8 protein-coding genes and 1 pseudogene are annotated in these 22,270 nt (G+C 33.0%); all 9 read left to right on the top strand.

Translation table 11 applies throughout. The features are described from left to right. Positions 1-17 precede the first annotated feature (17 nt). Positions 18-1,505 (top strand): polyketide synthase dehydratase domain-containing protein, encoded by a 1,488-nt coding sequence (locus JCM14822_RS21800; protein ID WP_278287194.1) that lies wholly within the window; start codon positions 18-20, stop codon positions 1,503-1,505. Next, on the top strand, positions 1,450-7,134 hold the full coding sequence (locus JCM14822_RS08745) for an SDR family NAD(P)-dependent oxidoreductase (RefSeq protein WP_330377433.1): 5,685 nt from the start codon (positions 1,450-1,452) through the stop codon (positions 7,132-7,134). Before JCM14822_RS21800 ends, JCM14822_RS08745 begins: the two co-directional genes overlap by 56 nt. Next, entirely contained in the window at positions 7,065-15,485 is an 8,421-nt protein-coding gene (locus tag JCM14822_RS08740) for an SDR family NAD(P)-dependent oxidoreductase (protein WP_083461348.1), read from the top strand. The genes JCM14822_RS08745 and JCM14822_RS08740 overlap by 70 nt, the downstream gene beginning before the upstream one ends. 30 nt (positions 15,486-15,515) lie before the next feature. Continuing rightward, positions 15,516-16,051, top strand: a pseudogene (locus tag JCM14822_RS08735) (SDR family NAD(P)-dependent oxidoreductase); the annotation flags it as partial. A 66-nt stretch (positions 16,052-16,117) separates the two neighbouring features. Next, positions 16,118-17,509, top strand: coding sequence for an acyl carrier protein (locus JCM14822_RS08730; protein ID WP_408606192.1), 1,392 nt, complete (start codon positions 16,118-16,120; stop codon positions 17,507-17,509). Further along, complete coding sequence (locus tag JCM14822_RS08725; RefSeq protein ID WP_054741556.1) at positions 17,497-18,339, top strand: ketoacyl-synthetase C-terminal extension domain-containing protein; 843 nt, start codon at positions 17,497-17,499, stop codon at positions 18,337-18,339. The genes JCM14822_RS08730 and JCM14822_RS08725 overlap by 13 nt, the downstream gene beginning before the upstream one ends. A gap of 83 nt (positions 18,340-18,422) precedes the next feature. Further along, the gene (locus JCM14822_RS08720) at positions 18,423-19,253 is read left to right on the top strand and encodes an acyl carrier protein (protein ID WP_172674800.1); all 831 of its coding nucleotides are present in this window, start codon (positions 18,423-18,425) and stop codon (positions 19,251-19,253) included. 13 nt (positions 19,254-19,266) lie between these two features. Further along, positions 19,267-21,681 carry a beta-ketoacyl synthase N-terminal-like domain-containing protein gene (locus tag JCM14822_RS08715; RefSeq protein WP_306307320.1) on the top strand — a complete coding sequence of 805 codons (2,415 nt, stop codon included), beginning with the start codon at positions 19,267-19,269 and terminating at the stop codon, positions 21,679-21,681. A gap of 91 nt (positions 21,682-21,772) precedes the next feature. Continuing rightward, on the top strand, positions 21,773-22,270 hold a 498-nt coding region (locus JCM14822_RS08710; protein WP_157047695.1), incomplete at its 3' end, for an acyltransferase domain-containing protein.

The following is a 22,270-nucleotide window of genomic DNA, read 5'->3' as shown; positions in this document are numbered from 1 at the left end:
ATGTGTATGTCAAAAATATGCAACAATATGTTAAAGAGCATATGTTAGACATGGATTTATCAAATGTTTTATATACGCTTCAAGTGGGAAGAGAGGCAATGGAGGAACGTTTAGCCATTTTAATTAGTACGTCTCAAGAACTGCTTGATAAACTAAATGAATATTTAAGTCAGGGAACAAATAATAAAGATATTTTTGAATCTAAGATTGCCAAGAAGGTTATTCGTCTTAAAGAAAGTATGGATAACTGTATCCCTGAGAGAAATACAGTCATTAATAATGAGATTTTACAACAATTAGTAGATGCTTGGTTAAAGGGAGAAAAAGTAGCTTGGGAAAGAATTTATGAGGGATGTAATATTAGAAAGGTTTCATTACCAACTTATCCTTTCGAAAAAGAAAAGCATTGGTTTACTAAGAAAACAAATAAAGTAGAAAATAAAAAGAATACCTTTAGATTACATGCACTGGTACATGAAAATATATCTGATTTTGAAGAGCAACATTTTCGTTCTGTATTTGAAGCTAATGAATTGATATTTGAAGAACATCAAATTAATAATCAAAAATTATTGCCAGGAGTAGCCGTTTTAGAGATGGTAAGAGCTGCTGCACAGCTATCAGGAAATAAAGCTGTAAAAAGTATTATGAATGTTATTTGGTGTTATCCAATCCAGCTTCGAGGTGAAAAGACTATAGTGGATATACATTTATATCCAGAAGACAATGAGACAGTACATTTTGAAATAACTATTCCAGATGAAAATGAGGATATTATTTGTGCAGAGGGAACAGTAAGTTATAAAGCTTTAAAGAAACAAGAGGAAGCTAATGAGTTCTTAAAGTATACAAAGAGATGTAATCAATCTATAGAGCCAAAAGTGCTTTATGAAAGTATGAGCAAAAATGGTATCGTATATGGCAAAATGTTTAAGACATTAGAGAAAGTACATTATAACGAAAAAGAAGTAATCGCATATATAAAATCTAGTACAAAACAAGATGAATATATGTTGGCTCCAGGATTATTAGACGGTGCATTACAAACTGTATCTTTATTAATAAGAGATACCAAATCTGCATACGTTCCTTTTACAGCTGGAAAGATAGAAATTTATAAAGAGCTTAGAGAAAACGCTTATGTTCATACCCAATATATAAGAGAAAATAAGGGAATCAAGTATTTTGATGTAACTATAGTAGATGAGCAAGGAAATCTTATTGCAAATATTACAGACTTTAGTGTAAAGGAATTAGCAAAGGCTAGAGAAAATAAACTTATGTACTTTGAGCCTTATTGGGAATTAGAAGAAAATAAGCAAAATGATAAGGTAGAAACAGTTATTATATTCGATGACTTAAATATGTTAAAGCAGTCTCTTATGGAGAGCAAATGTGTTCAAGAGATTATACATATAAAAAGTGGAACGCAGTATGAAGCCTTAGAAAATAATATTTATACAATTAGGCCATTTATGCATAGAAGACTATATTCAATTATTTGAAGCATTAAATCAAAGGGGCATTCATATCAACCATATCATTTATAATTGGACAGAACATAATAAGCAATATAAAAATGTTGAGCAAGAAATTGATAAGGTACTTAATATAACAAAGGGATTATTAAGATTTAAGTTATTAGAACATGTCAAGTTATTATATGTCTATTGTCATGATAAAGATGAAGTCATCTTAGAGTACGAAGCAATGGAAGGTTTGTTTAATACGATTAAGGCAGAAAATCCATTGCTGATGTATAAGGTGATTGAGTTAATAGGAAGAGAAAATCTAAATAGTCATGTTACACAGTTAATCAAAGAATTTGCAGCAAATGAAGAGACAGCTCATATACGTCTTATGCAAGGTGAACGCTGGATCAAGGGAATTAAACAAGTCAAAGAGCAACCTATTAATGAGCTTAATCATTTAATACAAAATAATGCAAGCTATTTAATCACAGGTGGACTAGGCGGATTAGGATTAATTTTTGCAGATTATTTAAGTCGAAAAGTAAAAGCTAATCTTATATTAGTAGGTCGAAGAGCACCTAAGGCAGAAGATTTAGAGAAGATAAAAGCATTAGAAGCAAACGGCGCTCAGGTACTTTATATAAGTGCAGATATTTCTAAGAAAGAAGATGTAGAAAGAGTTGTTTTAAAATCTAAAGAACGCTTCGGAAGAATAGATGGTGTGCTTCAATGTGCAGGAGTTATTAGAGATGCACTTATTGTCAAGAAACAAATAGAAGATATTCAAGCAGTTTTGGCACCAAAGGTATATGGAACTCAAAATTTAGATGAGGTCCTAAAAGATGAAAAACTAAAATTTTTTGTAGTTGCCTCTTCATTAGCTTCAATGTTAGGAAATATAGGTCAATGTGATTATTGTTATGCTAATAGTTTCATGGATCACTTTGCTATTAGAAGACAAAAACTTGTTAATGCTGGGAAACGTTATGGAAAAACTGTATCTATTAACTGGCCATTTTGGAAAGAAGGCGGGATGGCAATAGATAAAGAATCTCTAGAGTGGATGGGGAAAAAGACCGGAATTAAGGCACTAGAAACAAGAGAAGGAATTGTTGCTTTTGAGACAAGCTTACGCTTTGATAAACCACAAGTTTTAGTATTTAACGGAAATGAAAAAATCATACAAAACATATTTGATCAAACCAATAAAAAGCAAATTGTAAAATCAGAACATAAATTAGAAAATGTAAATGATATTGATCAAAAAACACTTAGAATAAAAACGCTAGATTACTTGAAAGAGGTATTAGCACAAAAAACTAAGATTGCCAAAGAAAAAATAGATGTCAGTGAATCCTTTGATGTGTATGGTATTGATTCAATTCTTGTCATGAGTTTAACAAGAACTTTAGAAGAACAGTTTGGAGAACTTTCAAAAACATTATTTTATGAATATAACAGCTTAGAAGAATTAGTAGAGTATTTCCTTGAAAGTAAGAGTGAACTACTTATAGAGAAGTTTAGTGTCAAAGAAACAAAACAGCCAGAGGCATTAGAAGAAAAAGTTAGTTATAAAAGAAAACGTTTTTCTAAAACAAAAGCTGAGAGAAGTGCTACACTAATACAAGATGATAAAGAGGAGCAAGATATTGCAATTATAGGTATCAGTGGACGTTATCCAATGGCAGATAACTTAGATGAATTCTGGGAAAATCTCAAGGTAGGTAAAGATTGTATTACAGAAATTCCTAAGGATAGATGGGATTATCATAAGTATTATGATAAGGACAAAAATAAAGTAGGCAAAACATATGGCAAATGGGGCGGCTTTATCAATAATATTGATTCATTTGATGCATTGTTCTTTAATATACCACCAATTGATGCAGAAATGTTAGATCCTCAAACAAGACTGTTCTTACAAACCACATGGGAAGCAATGGAAGATGCTGGGTATACAAGAAAGAGTTTAAGTGATAAAAAGGTCGGAGTATTTGTAGGTGTTATGTATGGAATGTATGAGTTATTTGAGGGCAATGTAAGAGGTGAACGTGTACCTATTGGCTCATCATATGCCACAATAGCTAACAGAGTTTCATATTTTTGTGATTTCACAGGTCCAAGTATGGCCATTGATACAATGTGCTCATCATCACTTACAGCACTTCACTTAGGATGTGAAAGCATCAAACGAGGAGAAAGTGACTTAGTGGTTGTAGGCGGTGTGAATGTCACAATCCATCCTAATAAATATATTTTATTAAGCCTTGGTAAGTTTATTTCAACAGATGGACGTTGTAGAAGCTTTGGAGAAGGTGGAGATGGCTATGTACCAGGAGAAGGCGTGGGCGCAGTATTATTAAAACCATTACAAAAGGCTATTGAAGATCAAGATCATATTTATGGAATCATTAAAGCTACAGCGATTAATTCAGGTGGTAAAACAAGTGGATTTACTGTGCCAAGCCCTAATGCGCAAGCTCAGGTTATTACAGAAACCCTTGAAAAGGCCCATATCAAGCCTAGTACAGTAAGTTACATTGAAACACATGGTACAGGGACTTCTTTAGGAGATCCTATAGAAATCAAAGGATTAACAAAGGCATTTAAAGATGATGCAGCTCAAAGTAGGCAATATTGTGCCATTGGCTCTGTAAAATCTAATATTGGACATTTGGAATCAGTAGCAGGTATTGCAGCACTTACTAAAGTCATCCTTCAAATGAAGCATAAACAGTTAGTACCATCTATTCATTCAGCTACATTAAATCCATTTATTAATTTTAAAGAAACACCGTTTTATGTACTACAACAGCTAGAACCTTGGAAAGAAGCTACTGTTGAAGAAGATGGACAAATAAAGACTTATCCAAGGCGAGCAGGTATAAGTTCCTTTGGAGCGGGTGGATCAAATGCTCATGTAATCATTGAAGAATATGTACCAAGTAAGATGCAAGAAGAAAAGATTAGTAATAAAGAAAATATATATGTTGTATCAGCTAAGAACAAGGAGAGATTAGAGAAGTACATCCGTTTATTAACAGAATATATCACCACCAATCAAGACGAGGAATATGTAAATGATAAGTTAATAAGAATTGTAGCTAATCAGCTGGGTATAACGGAGAAAGAAATTGATAGCCATATAAGTCTTAGTGAATATGGTATGGATATTATTCAATTGGTATGTATCAAAAAACAAATTGCAGAGACATTCAATGTGTTATTTAAAGACAAAGAAGAAAATGTAGATGTTTCTATTAGCCAATTGGCACAACAAATTAGTAAGCAGCTAAAAGGTGTGAATAAAACCTTAAATGCAGTTTCTGTTGCCTATACTTTGCAAGTAGGTAGAGAAGCAATGGAAGAGAGAGTAGCCGTTATTGCAGAAAGCCTAGAAGAATTCATCAGTAAATTAAATGCATATTTAAATAGAGAAGAAAATATTAAAGGTCTTTATACAGCCAATATACTTGACTATAAAGTACGTTTTAATGAAATGAAGCAAGATGAAAATTATGAAGCGTCACTCAAGGAAATGCTACATAATAGGGCACTAGATAAATTGGCTCAAATATGGATTATGGGAGCTGAAGTAGATTGGAGGGAACTTTATGATAAGTATCCATTCAAAATTTCTTTACCAACCTATCCATTTGCACAAGAACGCTACTGGGCAATACTACCAGAAAATAATGATGTAGTGAGTACAACAATCCATCCACTTATTGACTATAATACGTCTAATATAGAAGGCTTACGTTTTAGTAAAACCTTCACAGGAGATGAGCCTTATTTAAGAGACCATATCATTAAAGGCAGCAAAATATTACCAGGTGTAGTTTATTTGGAAATGATACGTGCAGCTTTAGCGAGTGCATTTGAGAGATCATTAGAATCAGAACTTTGTATCAGAAATATTGTATGGTTAGTGCCAGTACAAGTAAATGAAAGGCATAAGACAATAGATATAGAATTACGCAGTACAAGTCAAGATGAAATAAACTTTACAATCTATAGCAAAGATGGAGATAGCAAAATCATACATTGCAAAGGTAATATTGTAAGCACAAGTAGAAGCCTACAGGGTGAGCAAGAAGAGAGCATAAATATGATGCAAAGTCATTATCAAGACGATAGCATCAAAGGTGAAAAGCTTTATAAGTTCTTTGAAAATAGTGGCATACAATATGGTGAAAGTCATCAAGTAATTCAGGAAGTATATTATGGTAAGGATGGCTTACTTACAAAATTACAAACACAAGATACGGATTTAGCAGGGTATGTTATGATACCAGGTATTTTAGATGGAGCTTTACAAGCCACTATTGGACTTCTAGAAAATAAAAATGTATTAGAAGGCAAAGAAGCATCAAAGTCAGAAAAAGAAGCTGAAATACCATTTGCTATTGGCGAAGTTAAATTATTAAAGGCCTGTAAGGCACAGATGTGGGCAAAGATTGCATTAAAAGATAAGAAAATTAATATTCATCTATATGATGAACAAGATAATTTATGCGTTATATTAAATGATATTTTATTTAGAAGCTATCAAGATAAGCAGCAAGAACATTTAACCAGTGCAAAAATGTTATTTGTTCCAAAGTGGCATGAAAAGGCTATTACTTCAAATAAAGTAACATTTAAAGAGCATATTATTGTTTTATGTGAGGCACCTGATGAAATTATAGCTAAGCTTGAAGAAAATGATTATAAATGCATTAATTTAGTTTCATCTAAGTCTTTAGAAGGTGAAAAATATCAGGACTATGTAAGTGAATTGTTAGATGTGATCAAACAACAAATGAAAGCACTAAAACATAAAGTCTTAATACAATTATTTATTGAGAAAAAAGCTGAGCATGTATTGTTAGAGGGTCTAAGCGGACTTTTAAAGACAGTACATATGGAAAATAATCAGGTATGCACTCAAGTGATTGAATATACGAAAGCATATGATGCACAAAGTATTATAAAAGATGCAAGGGATAATGCAAATGATATAAACTCAGAAGTAATTTGTTATGAGGATCATAAGCGTTTGGTTAAAGAATTAGTAGAAGTACCTGCTCTAGAAAATCAAATGATGTGGGAAGATAAAAAAGTGTATCTCATCACTGGAGGAGTAGGTGGACTAGGATATATTATAGCTAGAGATATTATAAAGCATACAAAGCATTCAAAGATTGTACTTACAGGTCGTTCAGCATTTAATGAAACTATTGGTCAGAAGATAGCAAGTTTAGAAAGTAAGTTTGTAACATATATGCAGGTTGATATAACCCATAAAGAAGCTGTTACAAACATGGTTCAAACTATTTGTAATCAAATGGGAAATATAGATGTGATGATACATTGCGCTGGCATTAATCGCGATAGCCTCATTATCAACAAAGATGTGGAAGAATTACAAAAAGTACTTGCCCCTAAAGTGTTAGGTGTTAGTTATTTAAATGAAGCAACTAAAGATTTAGCACTAGACTATTTTATTTGCTTCTCATCTATGGCAGGTATGACAGGAAATATTGGACAAGTTGATTATGCAGCAGCTAACGGATTTATGGATATGTTTGCAGCTATAGAAATGAGCAAATGTTGCAGGGCGCATGTAAAGGTCATACATTATCTATTAACTGGCCTTATTGGCTTGAGGGTGGCATGAGAGTAGAAGAAAATGTTAAAAAGGCAATTTATGAAAATACAGGACTTGTACCTATGGATACAGAAGTGGGATTAACACTGCTTCATGCAAGTATAAGAAGCCAGTTCACACAAGTTATGCCACTTGAAGGCAATAAAGAGAAGATTGAAGAATATTTGTTTAAGCAATTAGACGATAACCAAGAAGAAGCAGCTATAGAAAGTCAAACGACAGATGTTAATAAAGGCGAATTAGAACGTAAATTAATTGTTAAGTTAAAACAAATATTATCACAGGAAATTAAATTAGATATAGAAAGAATTGATCCGCGTGTACCACTTGAAGTATATGGTATTAATTCGATTATGGTTATTGATTTAACAACTGAACTTGAAAAAATATTTGGCCCATTACCAACGACGTTATTCTTTGAATACCAAACACTTAAAGAATTAGCGCAATATTTAAGTGTAGAATATACTCAAAAGGTTGTTGAATGTTTAGGTATTAAAAACGAAGAGATTAAACCAGTTGCTCAGGTTAAGAAAAATAAGACTCAAGTGATAAATCAAAGCATAAGCCAATCATTTATAAGTGAAGTTAAGCCAAATGAAGAAGTGGATGAGATTGCCATTATAGGTTTAGCAGGTCAATATCCACAAGCTGATAATCTTGAAGAGTTCTGGGATAACTTAACACATGCTAGAGACTGCGTAACAGAAATTCCTACAGATAGATGGGATCACAGCATTTATTATGACTCAGATAAGACAAAGCCTAATAAGACTTATGCTAAGTGGGGCGGATTCTTAAAGGATGTAAAAAGCTTCGATGCATTATTCTTTAATATTTCACCAGGTGAAGCAGAAGTCATGGATCCTCAAGAGCGATTATTCTTACAATGTGTATATCATGCCATAGAAGACTCAGGCTATACAAGGCAAACACTTAGTGAAAACACAGTGTTTGGATTAAATAATGCAGTCGGTGTATTCGTAGGTGTAATGTATGAGGAATATCAATTATATGCAGCACAAGCTCAAGCAAAAGGTCAAATGATTACTGTAAATGGAAGTGCAGCATCTATTGCAAATCGTATCTCATATTTCTGCGGATTTCATGGACCTAGTATAGCAATTGACACAATGTGTTCTTCATCGCTTACAGCAATACACTTAGCTTGCCAAAGCATCAAAGATGGGGAATGTGAAGTTGCAGTTGCAGGTGGTGTGAATCTTTCTGTTCATCCTAATAAGTACTTAATGTTAGGCAAAAATAGATTTATGTCTAGTAAAGGCAGATGTGAAAGCTTTGGAAAAGATGGCGATGGTTACACACCAGGTGAAGGTGTAGGTGCAATTATTTTAAAATCAAAAGCTAAGGCAATATTAGATGGGGACCATATTTATGGAGTTATTAAATCTACTGCCATTAATCATGGGGGCAAAACAAATGGTTATACAGTACCTAATCCACCAGCCCAAGCAAGTGTCATTAAGCATGCGATACATAAAGCCCATATTAATCCTAGAGCAATTAGTTATGTAGAAGCTCATGGAACAGGAACGGCTTTGGGCGATCCAATTGAGATTATGGGATTAAGCAGAGCGTTTAGAGAAGGGTCACAAGATAATCAGTTCTGCTACATTGGTTCAGTTAAATCAAATATTGGACATTGTGAAAGTGCTGGTGGTATGGCAGCAATTACAAAGGTATTATTACAAATGAAGCATGAGCAAATTGTGCCATCTATTCATTCGAAGACACTTAATCCAAATATTAATTTCAAAGAAAGTCCATTTATGGTGCCACAGGAGTTAATCAAATGGCAACGTCCAATTATTAATGAAAATGGTATAGAGACAAGGTATCCTTTGATTTCAGGTATTTCTGCATTTGGTGCAGGTGGTACAAATGTTCATATTATTTTAGAGGAATATATTGAAGATAAAGTAGAAAAACATGTGGAAAATAGCTCACATATGATTCTACTTTCAGCAAGAAACGTAGCACAATTAAAAGAGCAAGTCGAGCAACTTATAAATTGGATTCAAAAAGAGAAACCAAGTCAATCAGATTTAACAAGTATAGCCTATACGCTTCAAGTTGGACGTGAACATATGGAAAAACGTCTTGCATTTGTTGTAAATGATATAGATGAATTAGTACAAGGGTTAAAAGATTATTTACTTGGCAATGGTAACTACTATGTAGGAGAAGTAAAGGGGAATAGTAATATCTTAGATGTTTTTGAGTCTGATGAAGAGTTACAAGGCATAGTCTACAAATGGTTCGAAGAAGGCAAATATGCCAAACTATTAGAATTTTGGGTAAAAGGACTAGCACTTGATTGGAGAACTTTATACAAAGGAGAAATAATCAAACGTATTAGTTTACCAACCTATCCATTTGCAAGAAAGGCATATTGGATACCAGATGCTGAGATAACTGAGGACATACAGCATGTAACCTATGAAAATATAGCTAAGATACATCCACTACTTCATGAAAATATATCAGATTTCTTTGAACAAAAATATAAGGTAATCTTTGATGGCATAGAGACGTTCTTTAGAGATCATATTGTAGGTGGTAACAAAATCTTACCAGCAGTAGTTTATATAGAGATGGTAAGCACTGCATTAATACATGCAATGAGAATTGATAAAAATAATATACCAAATATCGAGTTTAAAGATTTAACATGGCTTAAGGCATTATGTATAGAGGATCAACAAGTAGAAGTATATGTTAGCTTAGAAACACAGGAAAATATGATTAGCTTCAAAGTATATAGTATGGATCAATCTCAAGAAAATATCTATTGTACTGGTAAAGTTAAAGTATGTGATCAATCTTTAGTTTCTAAAGTAGTCATACCAGAATTGCAACAAGCATGTAATCAAGAGGTATTAGATAAAGCACAGATTTATACAGCTTTTGAAAAGATAAATATCAATTATGGTAAGACACAACAAGCTTTAGAAAAATTATATATTGGAGACCAGAAAATTTTAGCCCATATGGTATTACCGAAGGAAATAGAAAGTGAAATGCAAAAATATAGATTGTATCCAGCTATGATGGACGCAGCATTACAAGCAGCTATGGGAATGGAGACTAAGGGAGAAAATGCAACGACTAAATTACCATTTATGATAGAGAAAATTACTGTTATCGATAAATGTAGCTCAGAAATGTATGCATATATTGTGCCACATACGAAAGATAGTGAAGTATTAGATATTAATATTTATGATGCAGCAGGTAATCTATGTATTGAAATTAAAGCTATTTATTATAAGGCAATAAAAACAGGATTAACAAATGATAAGAAACAACTTATGTTTGTACCAACCTGGGAAAAAACAGCTATTAGGGCTATGAAAAATGAATATAGTAAGCAAATTGTCATACTAAGCAATATGTCTCAAGAAAGATATGCAGCTATTGCAAATCAGCTTACAGATAAAACATGTGTATTAATTAATGCCTCTGATGAAGAGGAGCTAGCATATAGCTTAAAGGATGTATTTGAGAATATTAAAAAAGAAATTAATACATCTCGTAAATTGCATATTCAAGTACTTGTAAATAAGGAAAGTACATTAGTAGGTGTAAGTGCATTATTAAAGACAGCTCACTTAGAAAATCCTAATATATATGCACAAGTTATTCAGTTAGATTATGCTCAAAGTGATAATCGTTTAATAGAACTTATTAATGAAAATAGTCAAACTGAAGATGAGGTTATCTTATATAATCAAGATATACGTTATTGTAAGAAATACAAGAAGGTTGAAAATGAAGATAAGTTCATACCATGGGTAAATTCAGGTGTTTATCTTATTACAGGAGGACTTGGAGGACTTGGAAAAATCTTTACTAAAGAGATTATATCTAAGGTATCTGGGGCAACTATTATTTTAACAGGTAGGTCCATATTATCAGATGAGCATATACTAGATGAATTACAAGGAAATGGCACTAAGGTCGTCTATAAATCTACGAATATATGCAATAAAGATGAAGTAGAAAAACTTATAGCATATATACAAGAGAACTATGGCAAGCTAAACGGTATTATTCATTCAGCGGGTATAGTGAGAGATAATTTTATTTATAAGAAAAAAGACGAAGAATTCTTAAATGTTATAGCACCTAAAGTGAAGGGCATCTATTACTTGGATGAAGCAACTAAAGATATGCAAGTAGATTTCTTTGTAACATGTTCATCATTATCAGCAGTCACAGGAAATGTTGGTCAAGCTGATTATGCTGTAGCTAATGCCATCATGGATGAATTTATGAGACGAAGACAAAAGCTTATAGAAACAGATAGAAGATCAGGCTTAAGCAAATCTATTAACTGGCCACTTTGGAAAGAGGGCGGTTTACAAATAGATGAAGAGTTAGAAAAAGCAATGATGAATAGAACAGGTATGTGTGCTTTAGAAACTAGTAGTGGTCTAGAACTTTTCTATGGCGCAATGGCTCAAAATCAGACACAGGTTATTGCCCTTACAGGAAAAGAAGCACAAGTAGAGAAATTATTTGTAGAGAAGAACAAAGAAGCAGAAGTGATAGTAACAGAAGAAGTTAATGATTTACATGAAGATACGCTGAAGTTAATTAAAGATGCATTTAGCAAAGTGCTAAAAATGCCTAGTGAAGAAATTATAGATGATGAACTCCTTGAGCGTTATGGTATTGATTCAATTATGATTATGAAGGTAACAGAGGATCTAGAAAAGAAACTCGGTGCATTACCAAAGACATTACTTTTTGAATATCAGACGATCATAGGCATTACAGATTACTTGGTAGAAAATATGAGGGATGCTTTAGCTAAACTCTTTAATAAACAAGAAACAGTAAAGCAGGTCGCTCGGGAGATTAAAAAGGATGAAGTAAAGCCTGTAGAAAGTTATAAGATGCCATTAACATTTAAGAATAAAATGACAATGACAAAGAAAGTTTTAAGTACAAATGATGAGATTGCTATTATTGGTATATCAGGGGCATTTGCAAAATCTGAAAATCTGAAAGCACTATGGCAAAACTTAGAGCAAGGAAAAGATTGTATAAGTGAAGTGCCTAAATCACGTTGGGATCATAGTAAATATTTTAATCCAGATAAAAATAACTATGGCACAGTTTATACAAAGTGGGGCGGATTTATGGAGCGTATAGATTGCTTCGATCCTTTATTCTTTAATATTTCACCACGTGATGCGGTGATTATGGATCCACAAGAACGCTTGTTTATGGAAACAGCTTATGCTGCTATGGAGGATGCAGGATATACAAGACAAAGCCTAGGATATAATCCAGGGGGAGAAGTACGTAGAAAAGTTGGTGTATTTGTAGGTGCTATGAATGAAGAATATCAATTACATGCAGCACAACAGCAACTCTTAGGCAATCCAGTAGTAGCGTCTGGTAACTTAGCATCTATTGCAAACCGCATATCATATTTTTGTGATTTCCATGGACCAAGTGTGACATTAGATACAATGTGTTCATCTTCATTAGTTGCAGTACAAATGGCTTGCCAATCTATCAATGAGGGTGATTGTGAAGTCGCTTTAGCTGGTGGCGTAAATGTGATTAGTCATCCTAATAAATATCTCACAATGAGTCAATCAAGATTCGCTTCTACTAATGGGAGATGTATGGCATTTGGTAAAGGTGGAGATGGATATGTAGCCGGTGAGGGTGTAGGTGCAATAATTCTGAAGTCAAAAAATAAAGCCATAGAAGATGGGGATCATATTTATGGTGTGATTAAAGGCATAGCAGTAAATCATGGTGGTAAAACCAATGGCTATACAGTACCAAACCCAGTAGCACAAAGAGATGTTATTACTACAGCACTTGAAAAAGCTCAGATAGATGCCAAGACAATTAGTTATATAGAAGCTCATGGCACAGGAACATCATTAGGAGATCCTATTGAAATTAATGCATTAGATACAGTGTTTAAAAAGCACACAGATAAAAGGAAATATTGTGCAATAGGTTCTATTAAATCTAATGTGGGACATTGTGAAAGTGCATCAGGTATGGCTTCTGTGGCTAAAGTATTACTTCAAATGAAGTATAAGAAAATTGTGCCATCTTTACATTCATCTGTACTTAACCCTAATATTAATTTTGAAGATAGTATATTCTTCGTACCTCAAAAAGTAATGAATTGGGATAAGCTTCAAATAGAAGAAGAGGGACAGATGGTAACATATCCAAGAAGAGCTGGCATTTCAGCATTTGGTGCAGGTGGTACAAATGTACATATGATTATTGAAGAATATAGTGACAATCAAAATGTAGCACAAGATTTAGATAAGCCAGTTATTATTGTTTTATCTGCCAAAAATGAAGAACGATTAGAAAAAGTGGTTAAGCAGTTATTAGAAGCTTTAAATAATGAGGAAGTATGGGGCAATTTAAGTGATATTGCGTATACATTGCAGGTGGGTAGAGAAGCTATGGAAGAAAGAATAGCTTTTGTAGTTTCTTCAATAGAGGAGTTAAAAGAGCAATTGGTACATTATCCTAATAATGATGTATATAGGGGGGTGGTTTATAACTTAATGGCACATGCGAAACCTAATAATAAGGATATAGAAGAGGTTAAAGAATGGGTAAAAATAGGGGCATATGATAAGATTTGTGAATCATGGATAAAAGGAAAACTAGTAAATTGGCAGCTATTATATGTAGAAGGTCATATGCCAAAACGTGTAAGTTTACCAACCTATCCATTTGAAAAACAAGCCTATTGGATAGCGTTAAAAAATAAACCAGTTCAGCTAGTAGGTACAGCCAAAATAGCAAGTTTAGTACACGAAAATACATCTAATTTCTATGAGCAGAAATTCATTTCTAGATTTTCAGGTGAGGAAGCATTTTTAAGAGATCACCGTATAGGTGAAAGAAAGGTATTACCAGGTACAGCAATATTAGAAATGGTAAGACAAGCTGCACAGATTAGTGAGGGTAGACCTGTAGAATGTATAAAGGATGTCATCTGGTTAAATCAAATAGAAATTAGTAGTAGTCATCCAGTAGAAGTTGTGACGAAATTAATGCCTGTTAACAATAGTGTGGATTTTGAAGTAAGTAGTATAAGTGCATCAAATCCAGAGGATATAAAGGTGTGCTCAAAAGGAAGTATCAAATACAGGGATACAGATGAGCCAGCAGAGTTAATAGATATAGAAGCGATTCGTAAATCATGCAATAGTAACGTAGTAGATGGTACGATATGCTACACAGGAATGGAGCAAAATGGACTTATAAATGGTGAGAGTTTTAGGGTTATCAAAGAGATTCAATATAACGAAGGAGAAGCTATTGCAAATTTAAGTATACCTAGTGGCGCAGTAAGAGAGGACTTTATATTAGACCCTAGCTTATTAAATGGTGCTTTTCAAGCAGTTGTTACTTTAATGAATCATGTAGATGAGCAAGTCGTATTTTTACCATTTGTATTATCAAATCTTAAGATATATTCAGCTATTACAGATGAGTGTGTAGTTTATATTTCAAGTAAGAAGTATAACGACATTAGTAATCATTCTATTTATAAGTTTGATATGATCATTGCAAATCATAAGGGGGAAATCCTTGGCAAGTTAAAAGAATTCACTTTAAAAGCCTTTGAAATAAAGCCAAAAGAAAATGTAGTAACCAAATACTACATCCCTAGATGGCATGAACAAATACAGGATAAATATTTAGGCAGTGAAAAGGTAGCTGGTAATGAAGCCATCATTATATTCGATAGTAATAAGCAGCTTTATAAAAATGTAAAAGAAGTGATTCAAGAAAAAGGTGAAAATAAAAGAGTTATATTAGTTTTACCGGGTAAAGCATATTGCGTAGAATCTGAGCATGTTTTCAGGATGAATATGCATGATAGAGAAGATTACAAGCAATTTATAGAGCAGTTAAAAGAATGGCAGATTACATCACTTAAAATAATTTTTTATAAAGATACGGATATAAACAATACAGATATAAATGATCGAATAGAAGAAGGCATTTATGCATTATTTGATTTAAGCCAAGAGCTAATGTTAGAGAAAGTAAGAAGTAAAGTTAATTTGATTTTTGCATTTACTAATCAGAAAGATGAGATTATTCCAGAGTATAGTGCGATAAGTGGATTTGCGAGAATTATTCATATGGAAAATCCAGAGTTTAGTTATAAGACTGTAGAGCTTTATAAACCAGAATATAATGAGGATGCTTACAATAAGGCTTATGAAGCAGAAGTATTATTGAATGAATTCAATCAAGATGAAAATGTGGTTGAAGTACGCTATGAAGGACAAAAACGATTAATAAGAGAATTATATGAGCTATAAGAATAGTTGGATAAGTGCTGGGGGGATAATATGAGACAGGAAGATAAGGAAAAACAACTAATTAAATCAAATGGAACCTATTTAATAACAGGTGGATTAGGAGAGTTAGGTTTAATTTTTGCAAAGTATTTCTTAGAACAAGGTCCAGTTAATTTGATTTTAAATGGACATAGTGAGTTAGATGATAAGAGACGATTAAAGCTGGAAGAATTAAATCAAATGGGGGGCAATGTAGTTTATATAAAAGCAGATATTACACAAAGAAAAGAAGCTGCATTACTTGTTGAAAAGGCCCGAGAAAGGTTTGAAACAATAAATGGAGTAATACATTCAGCAGGCATTATTCGAGATGCTTTTATATTAAAAAAGAAAAGAGCAGAAGTAGAAGATGTTTTGGGCAGTAAAGTATATGGCACAAATACTTAGATGAGGCAGTAGGGGATGAAAAGTTAGATTTCTTTGTAATGTTTTCATCTGTTGCAGGTGTACTTGGCAATGTGGGACAAAGTGATTATGGGTATGCTAATAGCTATATGGACTACTTTGCCAAATGGCGAAATAAGCAGTGTGAGCTAGGTAAAAGATGGGGAAAGACTGTATCTATTAATTGGCCATTATGGAAAGATGGAAAAATGAATGTAGATGAAAGAAAGCTTAAGTTTATTCAGGAAAAGATAGGGATGTTGCCTCTTGAAAAAGAGGCAGGCATCGCTGCCTTTGAGAAAAGCTTGCAGGTAGGCGAGTCTCAATTTCTTGTTATAAGTGGGGATGGGGAGAAAATCAGTAGTGAATTAGCTCAAAATCCTGAAAATCAACAAGAAATAGGGGAAACACCAGTAGAGAGAGAAGAAGTATCAGCAGAAATAGAGGGTCATCAAGAGTTAACACATAGTGTTCAAAAGAAATTAATAGCCTATGTTGAAGATTATTTAAAAGAGATTATAGGTTGTGAAACACAAATACCAAAAGATAAGATTAGAGTACAAGAATCCTTTGGTAATTATGGTATTGAATCAGTTATGATTATGGATTTAACAAAAAAGATGGAAGATAAATTTGGTCCATTATCTAAAACCCTATTTTTTGAATATGATACCATAAAGGATTTAACCAATTACTTAATTAAAAATAAAAAGAATGAGCTTCTAAAATTAATTGGTGAAACGGTGTCAAGTAAACCAGTGGAACATAAAGAAAAGGTAAAACAACCAGCTTCAACTATAAAGAAAAGTATGCAGATACAGGAAAAAAGTTATCATGAGATGAATTATAACTTAAATAAAAATACAAATAAAAATCTAAATAAAAGTGAAGATATTGCTATCATAGGTATGGCAGGACGATATCCTATGGCAAATGACCTTGATGAATTTTGGGAAAATCTTAAACAAGGTAAGGACTGTATAACAACAGTTCCAGAGCATAGATGGGATCATAGTCAGTATTTTGATAAAGAAAAAGGCAAACCAGGAAAAACATATTCTAAATGGGGTGGATTTATTGATGATATTGAAATGTTTGATGCATTATTTTTCAATATTCCACCTATTGAAGCAGAATTTCTAGATCCTCAAGAAAGATTATTCTTAGAAACAACTTGGCAAGCAATAGAAGATGCAGGATATACAAGAGAGACATTAAAAGGCAAACAAGTCGGTGTATTTGTTGGGGCCATGTATGGTTTGTATCAGTTATTAGAAAGTACAGAGTATGGCGGCATCATACCAGGAAGGTCTTCTTTTGCTTCTATAGCCAATAGAGTGTCCTATTATTTTGACTTTCATGGTCCAAGTATCTCACTAGATACAATGTGCTCATCATCACTTATAACCATACATTTAGGATGTGATAGCATTCGAAAAGGTGAGTCAGATGTAGTCGTTGTAGGTGGTGTCAATTTATCACTTCATCCTAAAAAGTATATACAGTTAAGTCAAGGGAACTTCTTATCAACAGATGGTAGATGTAGAAGCTTTGGAGAAGGTGGAGATGGTTATGTACCTGGAGAAGGGTGGGTACGTTAGTTTTAAAATCTCTTAGTCAGGCAATTAAAGATAACGATCATATATATGGAGTTATTAAAGGAACAGCGGTTAATGCAGGTGGAAGAACAAATGGTTATACAGTGCCAAATCCAAATGCACAATATGAGGTTATATCAAAAACACTTAAGGAAACTAATATTAATCCACGAACGATAAGTTACATAGAAGCCCATGGTACAGGCACAGCTTTAGGGGATCCTATTGAGATTAAAGGTTTAACTAAAGCCTATGAAGAATTTGGAGATGAACATCAATACTGTTCTATTGGATCAGTAAAGTCTAATATTGGTCATTTGGAATCAGCAGCTGGCGTGGCGGCAGTAACGAAAGTATTACTTCAGTTACAACATAAACAATTAGTGCCATCTATTCATTCTAGTGTACTTAATCCATTTATTGATTTTAAAAACACACCATTTTATGTGCAACATAAGCTAGAAGCTTGGAAGCAGCCTTGTGTAAAAGGTGATAATGAGCAAATCCTATATCCAAGAAGAGCGGGTATTAGTGCATTTGGTGCTGGTGGTGCTAATGCGCACCTTATTATTGAAGAATATGAGGAAATGCAAAGTAATGTAGAAACAACAAATAAAGAAAAATTAATCTTTGTTTTATCAGCTAAAAACAAAGAAAGATTGAAAGCATATGCCAATAAACTAAATGTCTTTATTAAGAAACATATGTGCATCGCAGATGGCGTAAGTGATAAAGATAATGTCTATTTAGAACAAATAGAAGAAGCAATCAAAGCCGTTATTAGTCAATTAACAGGTATCGAAAGAAGTGAAATACAAATAGAAGATATCTAGGAGAATATGGTATAGATAATTTGAAATTTGTACAAATGAAAGAGATTTTACAAAAAGAGTTGAGTCTTGAAGAGAGTAGCTTCATGAATAAGACTCATAATGATATGACAATTAAAGAACTTATAACATATATTGCCACATTAAAACAAGACATATCTTTACAAAAAGAAGGATTACAGTTAGAGGAACATACAGATATATGTATAAGAGATATGGCTTACACACTTCAAGTGGGAAGAGAAGAGATGGACGAAAGGGTAGCCATCGTAGCAGATAATCTAGAAGAGTTACAACAAGGATTAGAAGCATATTCACAAGGAAAAGAAGACGTAGCTCATATTAAATATGGCAATATCAAAGAGTATAGAGAAAAGTTTGAGGAATTGTTAAGTGATGATTTAGTTCAAGAATATGTGAAGAAGTTAATGTGTTCAGGAGAACTCATAAAAATTGCACAGCTATGGGTAATGGGAGCACAAATCGACTGGACATGCTTCTATATGAATGAGAATAGAAGAAAGATTTCTTTACCAACTTATCCATTTGAAAAAACATGTTACTGGATTACACCTATAGGAGAAGATAATAGACTTATATCTCAAGCTAAAAGTAAAGTTGTAAGCATTAAAAAGGTAAAACAAGAAAAACAGAGCGAGCCAGAAGTTAATCTAGAAGCTGAATTTACTGATGAAAATACAATAATGGCATATTTAAAAGATATATTTGCAAAGGTATTAAAAATTCCTGTGAATATGATATCAGAAGATGAGAATTTTGAGAGTTATGGTATAGATTCTATCTATATTACACGACTAAATGCACAATTAGAAAAACAATTTGGAGAATTACCAAGTACATTATTCTTTACATATAAGAATTTAAGAGGTTTAAGTAAATATTTTATAAAAAAATAAAAAAAATAAAAAAATATTAAAAAATAAAGAAAATTATAGTAAAATAATTACAGGTAATAACAAATCAAATGATATTGCTATAATTGGTATAGCAGGCTGTTTCCCAGAAGCAGAAGATTTACAACAATTTGCAGAGAATTTACAACAAGGAAAAGACTGTATTACAGAAATTCCAAAGGAACGTTGGGATTATCGAAATTATCCACAAGTTAAGTGCAAATGGGGAGGATTCATTCAAGATGTAGATAAATTTGATCCTCAATTCTTTGGAATAAGTCCTAATGCTGCAAGGTTTATGGATCCTCAAGAAAGATTATTCCTTGAATCTGTATGGCAGTGTATAGAGGATGCAGGATATACACCAGACCAGTTAAGTCATAATAAATTAGGAGATAATCGCAGTGATGTGGGTGTATATGCTGGTGTAAGCTTTAATACATATTCACTCTTAGGTGCAAGAGATTTTGAGCAAGATTCTGATGTACCAATTAATTCACAGAGCTATTCAGTAGCAAATAGAATTTCATATCTTTTAAATTTAAGTGGTCCAAGTTTATCTGTAGATACAGCATGTTCCTCTTCCCTATATGCCATACATTTAGCTTGCCAAGGCATTATAAATGGCGAATGTGAAATGGCTATTGCTGGTGGTGTGAACCTCACATTACATCCAAGTAAATATGTGATGCTTAGCAATGGAAAGTTTTTGGCAGAGGATGGACATTGTAGAAGCTTTGGAGAAGGAGGAAGTGGATATGTGCCAGGAGAAGGTGTGGGCGCAATATTATTAAAATCCTTATCACAAGCAGAAAAAGATAAAGATCATATATATGCAGTTATAAAGGCTACAGCTATTAATCATGGTGGCAGAACACATGGTTATTCAGTTCCAAATCCAGTTGCACAAACTGAAGTAATAGAAAAAGCTTTAAATAAAGCAAATATAGATCCACGTACTATTACCTATGTAGAAGCTCATGGAACAGGAACAGAATTAGGCGATCCAATAGAAATAACTGCATTAACTGAAGCATTTAATAAATATACCTCAGATAAACAATATTGTGCCATTGGCTCAGTAAAATCTAATATTGGTCATTTGGAAGCAGCAGCAGGTGTTTCTCAAGTTATAAAAGTATTATTACAAATGAAATATAAGAGATTATTTCCAAGCTTGCTGAATGCAGATCAAGTAAATCACAATATTGATTTTAGAGGCACTCCATTTTATGTACAAATAAAGGATGAAATATGGAGAAGCGAAGGCTTAAGAAGAGCAGGTATTAGTTCTTTTGGTGTAGGTGGCGTTAATGTACATATGATTTTAGAAGAGTACTCAAAGCAGCCTGAAGAAGAGGAAAAAACTCATAATACAGAAGTGGTATTTCCAATATCTTCAAGAAGCCAAGAAGGCGTAAGAGAATATGTAAAACTATTTAAGGCATATCTAGAAAATAACATAAATGCGTTTAAGTCATCTAAAATAAATAGATTACCTAGAATGGAAGATATAGCCTTTACACTGTTTAATGGAAGAATTAGATTACCATATCGTATAGCCTTTGTTGCCAAAAACTATGAGGAACTTCTTGCATTGATGGATAGTTATTTAAAAGGTATATCACAGCCAAAAATCTTTGAAGGCAAAGTAAGAGATAAGTATAGTAAGTGCATGGCAGAAGGTCTTGGAGAGAAACCATTCGAGCTAGCTACTATGTGGATTCAATATGAAAAAATACCAGATGATATTTATAAGGAATATGCATCTATAAAGGTAGCATTGCCAACATATCCTTTTGAAAAAGAGGCATATTGGTGCTATAAGAGGAATGAAATCAAAGAACAAACGCCTATTATAGCAGCAACTATTAAAGAGAATCGTATAGTAGAACAAGTAGAAGAAAATAAAAATACGAATCAGCTATTAGATATAGAGTTCTTAACAGAGCTAACTAATGAATTAGAGAGCAATCGTTTAGAGCTTATGATGAAATATATACAAAATATTTTTGCACAGTTATTAGGTTTTTCGGAAGGTAAAATGCCAGATGTGGAACAAGGATATTTTGAGATGGGACTTGAATCAATTGAAACCAAGCAGGCTTATATCAAAATGCAGGATGCATTAGGCGTAGAGTTAAGTGAACAAGTGTTCTTTAACTATCCTAATATTTATGAGACATCACAGTATATATTATCCCTTATAGATTTTGATGAACTAGAAGAAAAATTAGAATCTGGTGAGCTAGATCAAGAATTAGAATCTAATCAGGCAGAAGAAATAAAAGAGATAGACAAGCAAATTGTAAACACTAATATGGCAGATATAATGAAAGAAGTGGTCATTTCAGAAGAAATACAAAATATTAGCGATGATGAGGTTATAAGACAACTAAAAGAGTTATTAGATGAAAGCGGCATAGCATAGGCTGAATTTATAAAGAATATGTGTACATAGAGAAGATAGGGGCAAATAATGAAGAAAATTTTTATGTTTGCAGGACAGGGATGTCAATTTTTTGGAATGGGCAGATATTTATAAGCATAATGAAATCTTTAAGAAAAATATGAACCAAGTAGATTATGAAGCCATTAATTTAATAGGATATTCGGTAAAAGATATTATATATGATGCATCAAAGACTTTAAGCGAGCCTTTTGATTCACTAGTAGAAACTAGTATAGGAATCTTTATGTTTGAATATGCTGCAGCACAAATGCTTATAGAAGCAAATGTGCTGCCAGATATTGTCCTAGGAAGTAGCATGGGAGAAATAGTAAGCTTAGTAATTGCTGGCGTCTTAGATATGAAAGAGGCAGTGAAACTATTAATAGTACAGGCACAGAGAATTAGTGGCTATGCACCTAGAGGAAGTATGATTTGTATCTTTGCAAATGAAGCAATCTATAAATCAAGGAAAGATTTGTTTGCTCAATGTGAATTAGTAACAGTGAGCCATGATCTAAGTTTTGTAGTAGCTGCTAATCAGGCGTATAGCAAAGAACTAATTAATAAG

The organism is Cellulosilyticum ruminicola JCM 14822 (assembly GCF_001311925.1).
GTDB lineage: Bacteria > Bacillota > Clostridia > Lachnospirales > Cellulosilyticaceae > Cellulosilyticum > Cellulosilyticum ruminicola.
Note: the sequence above shows the minus strand (reverse complement) of the source record. Positions and strands in the feature narration are given on the sequence as shown.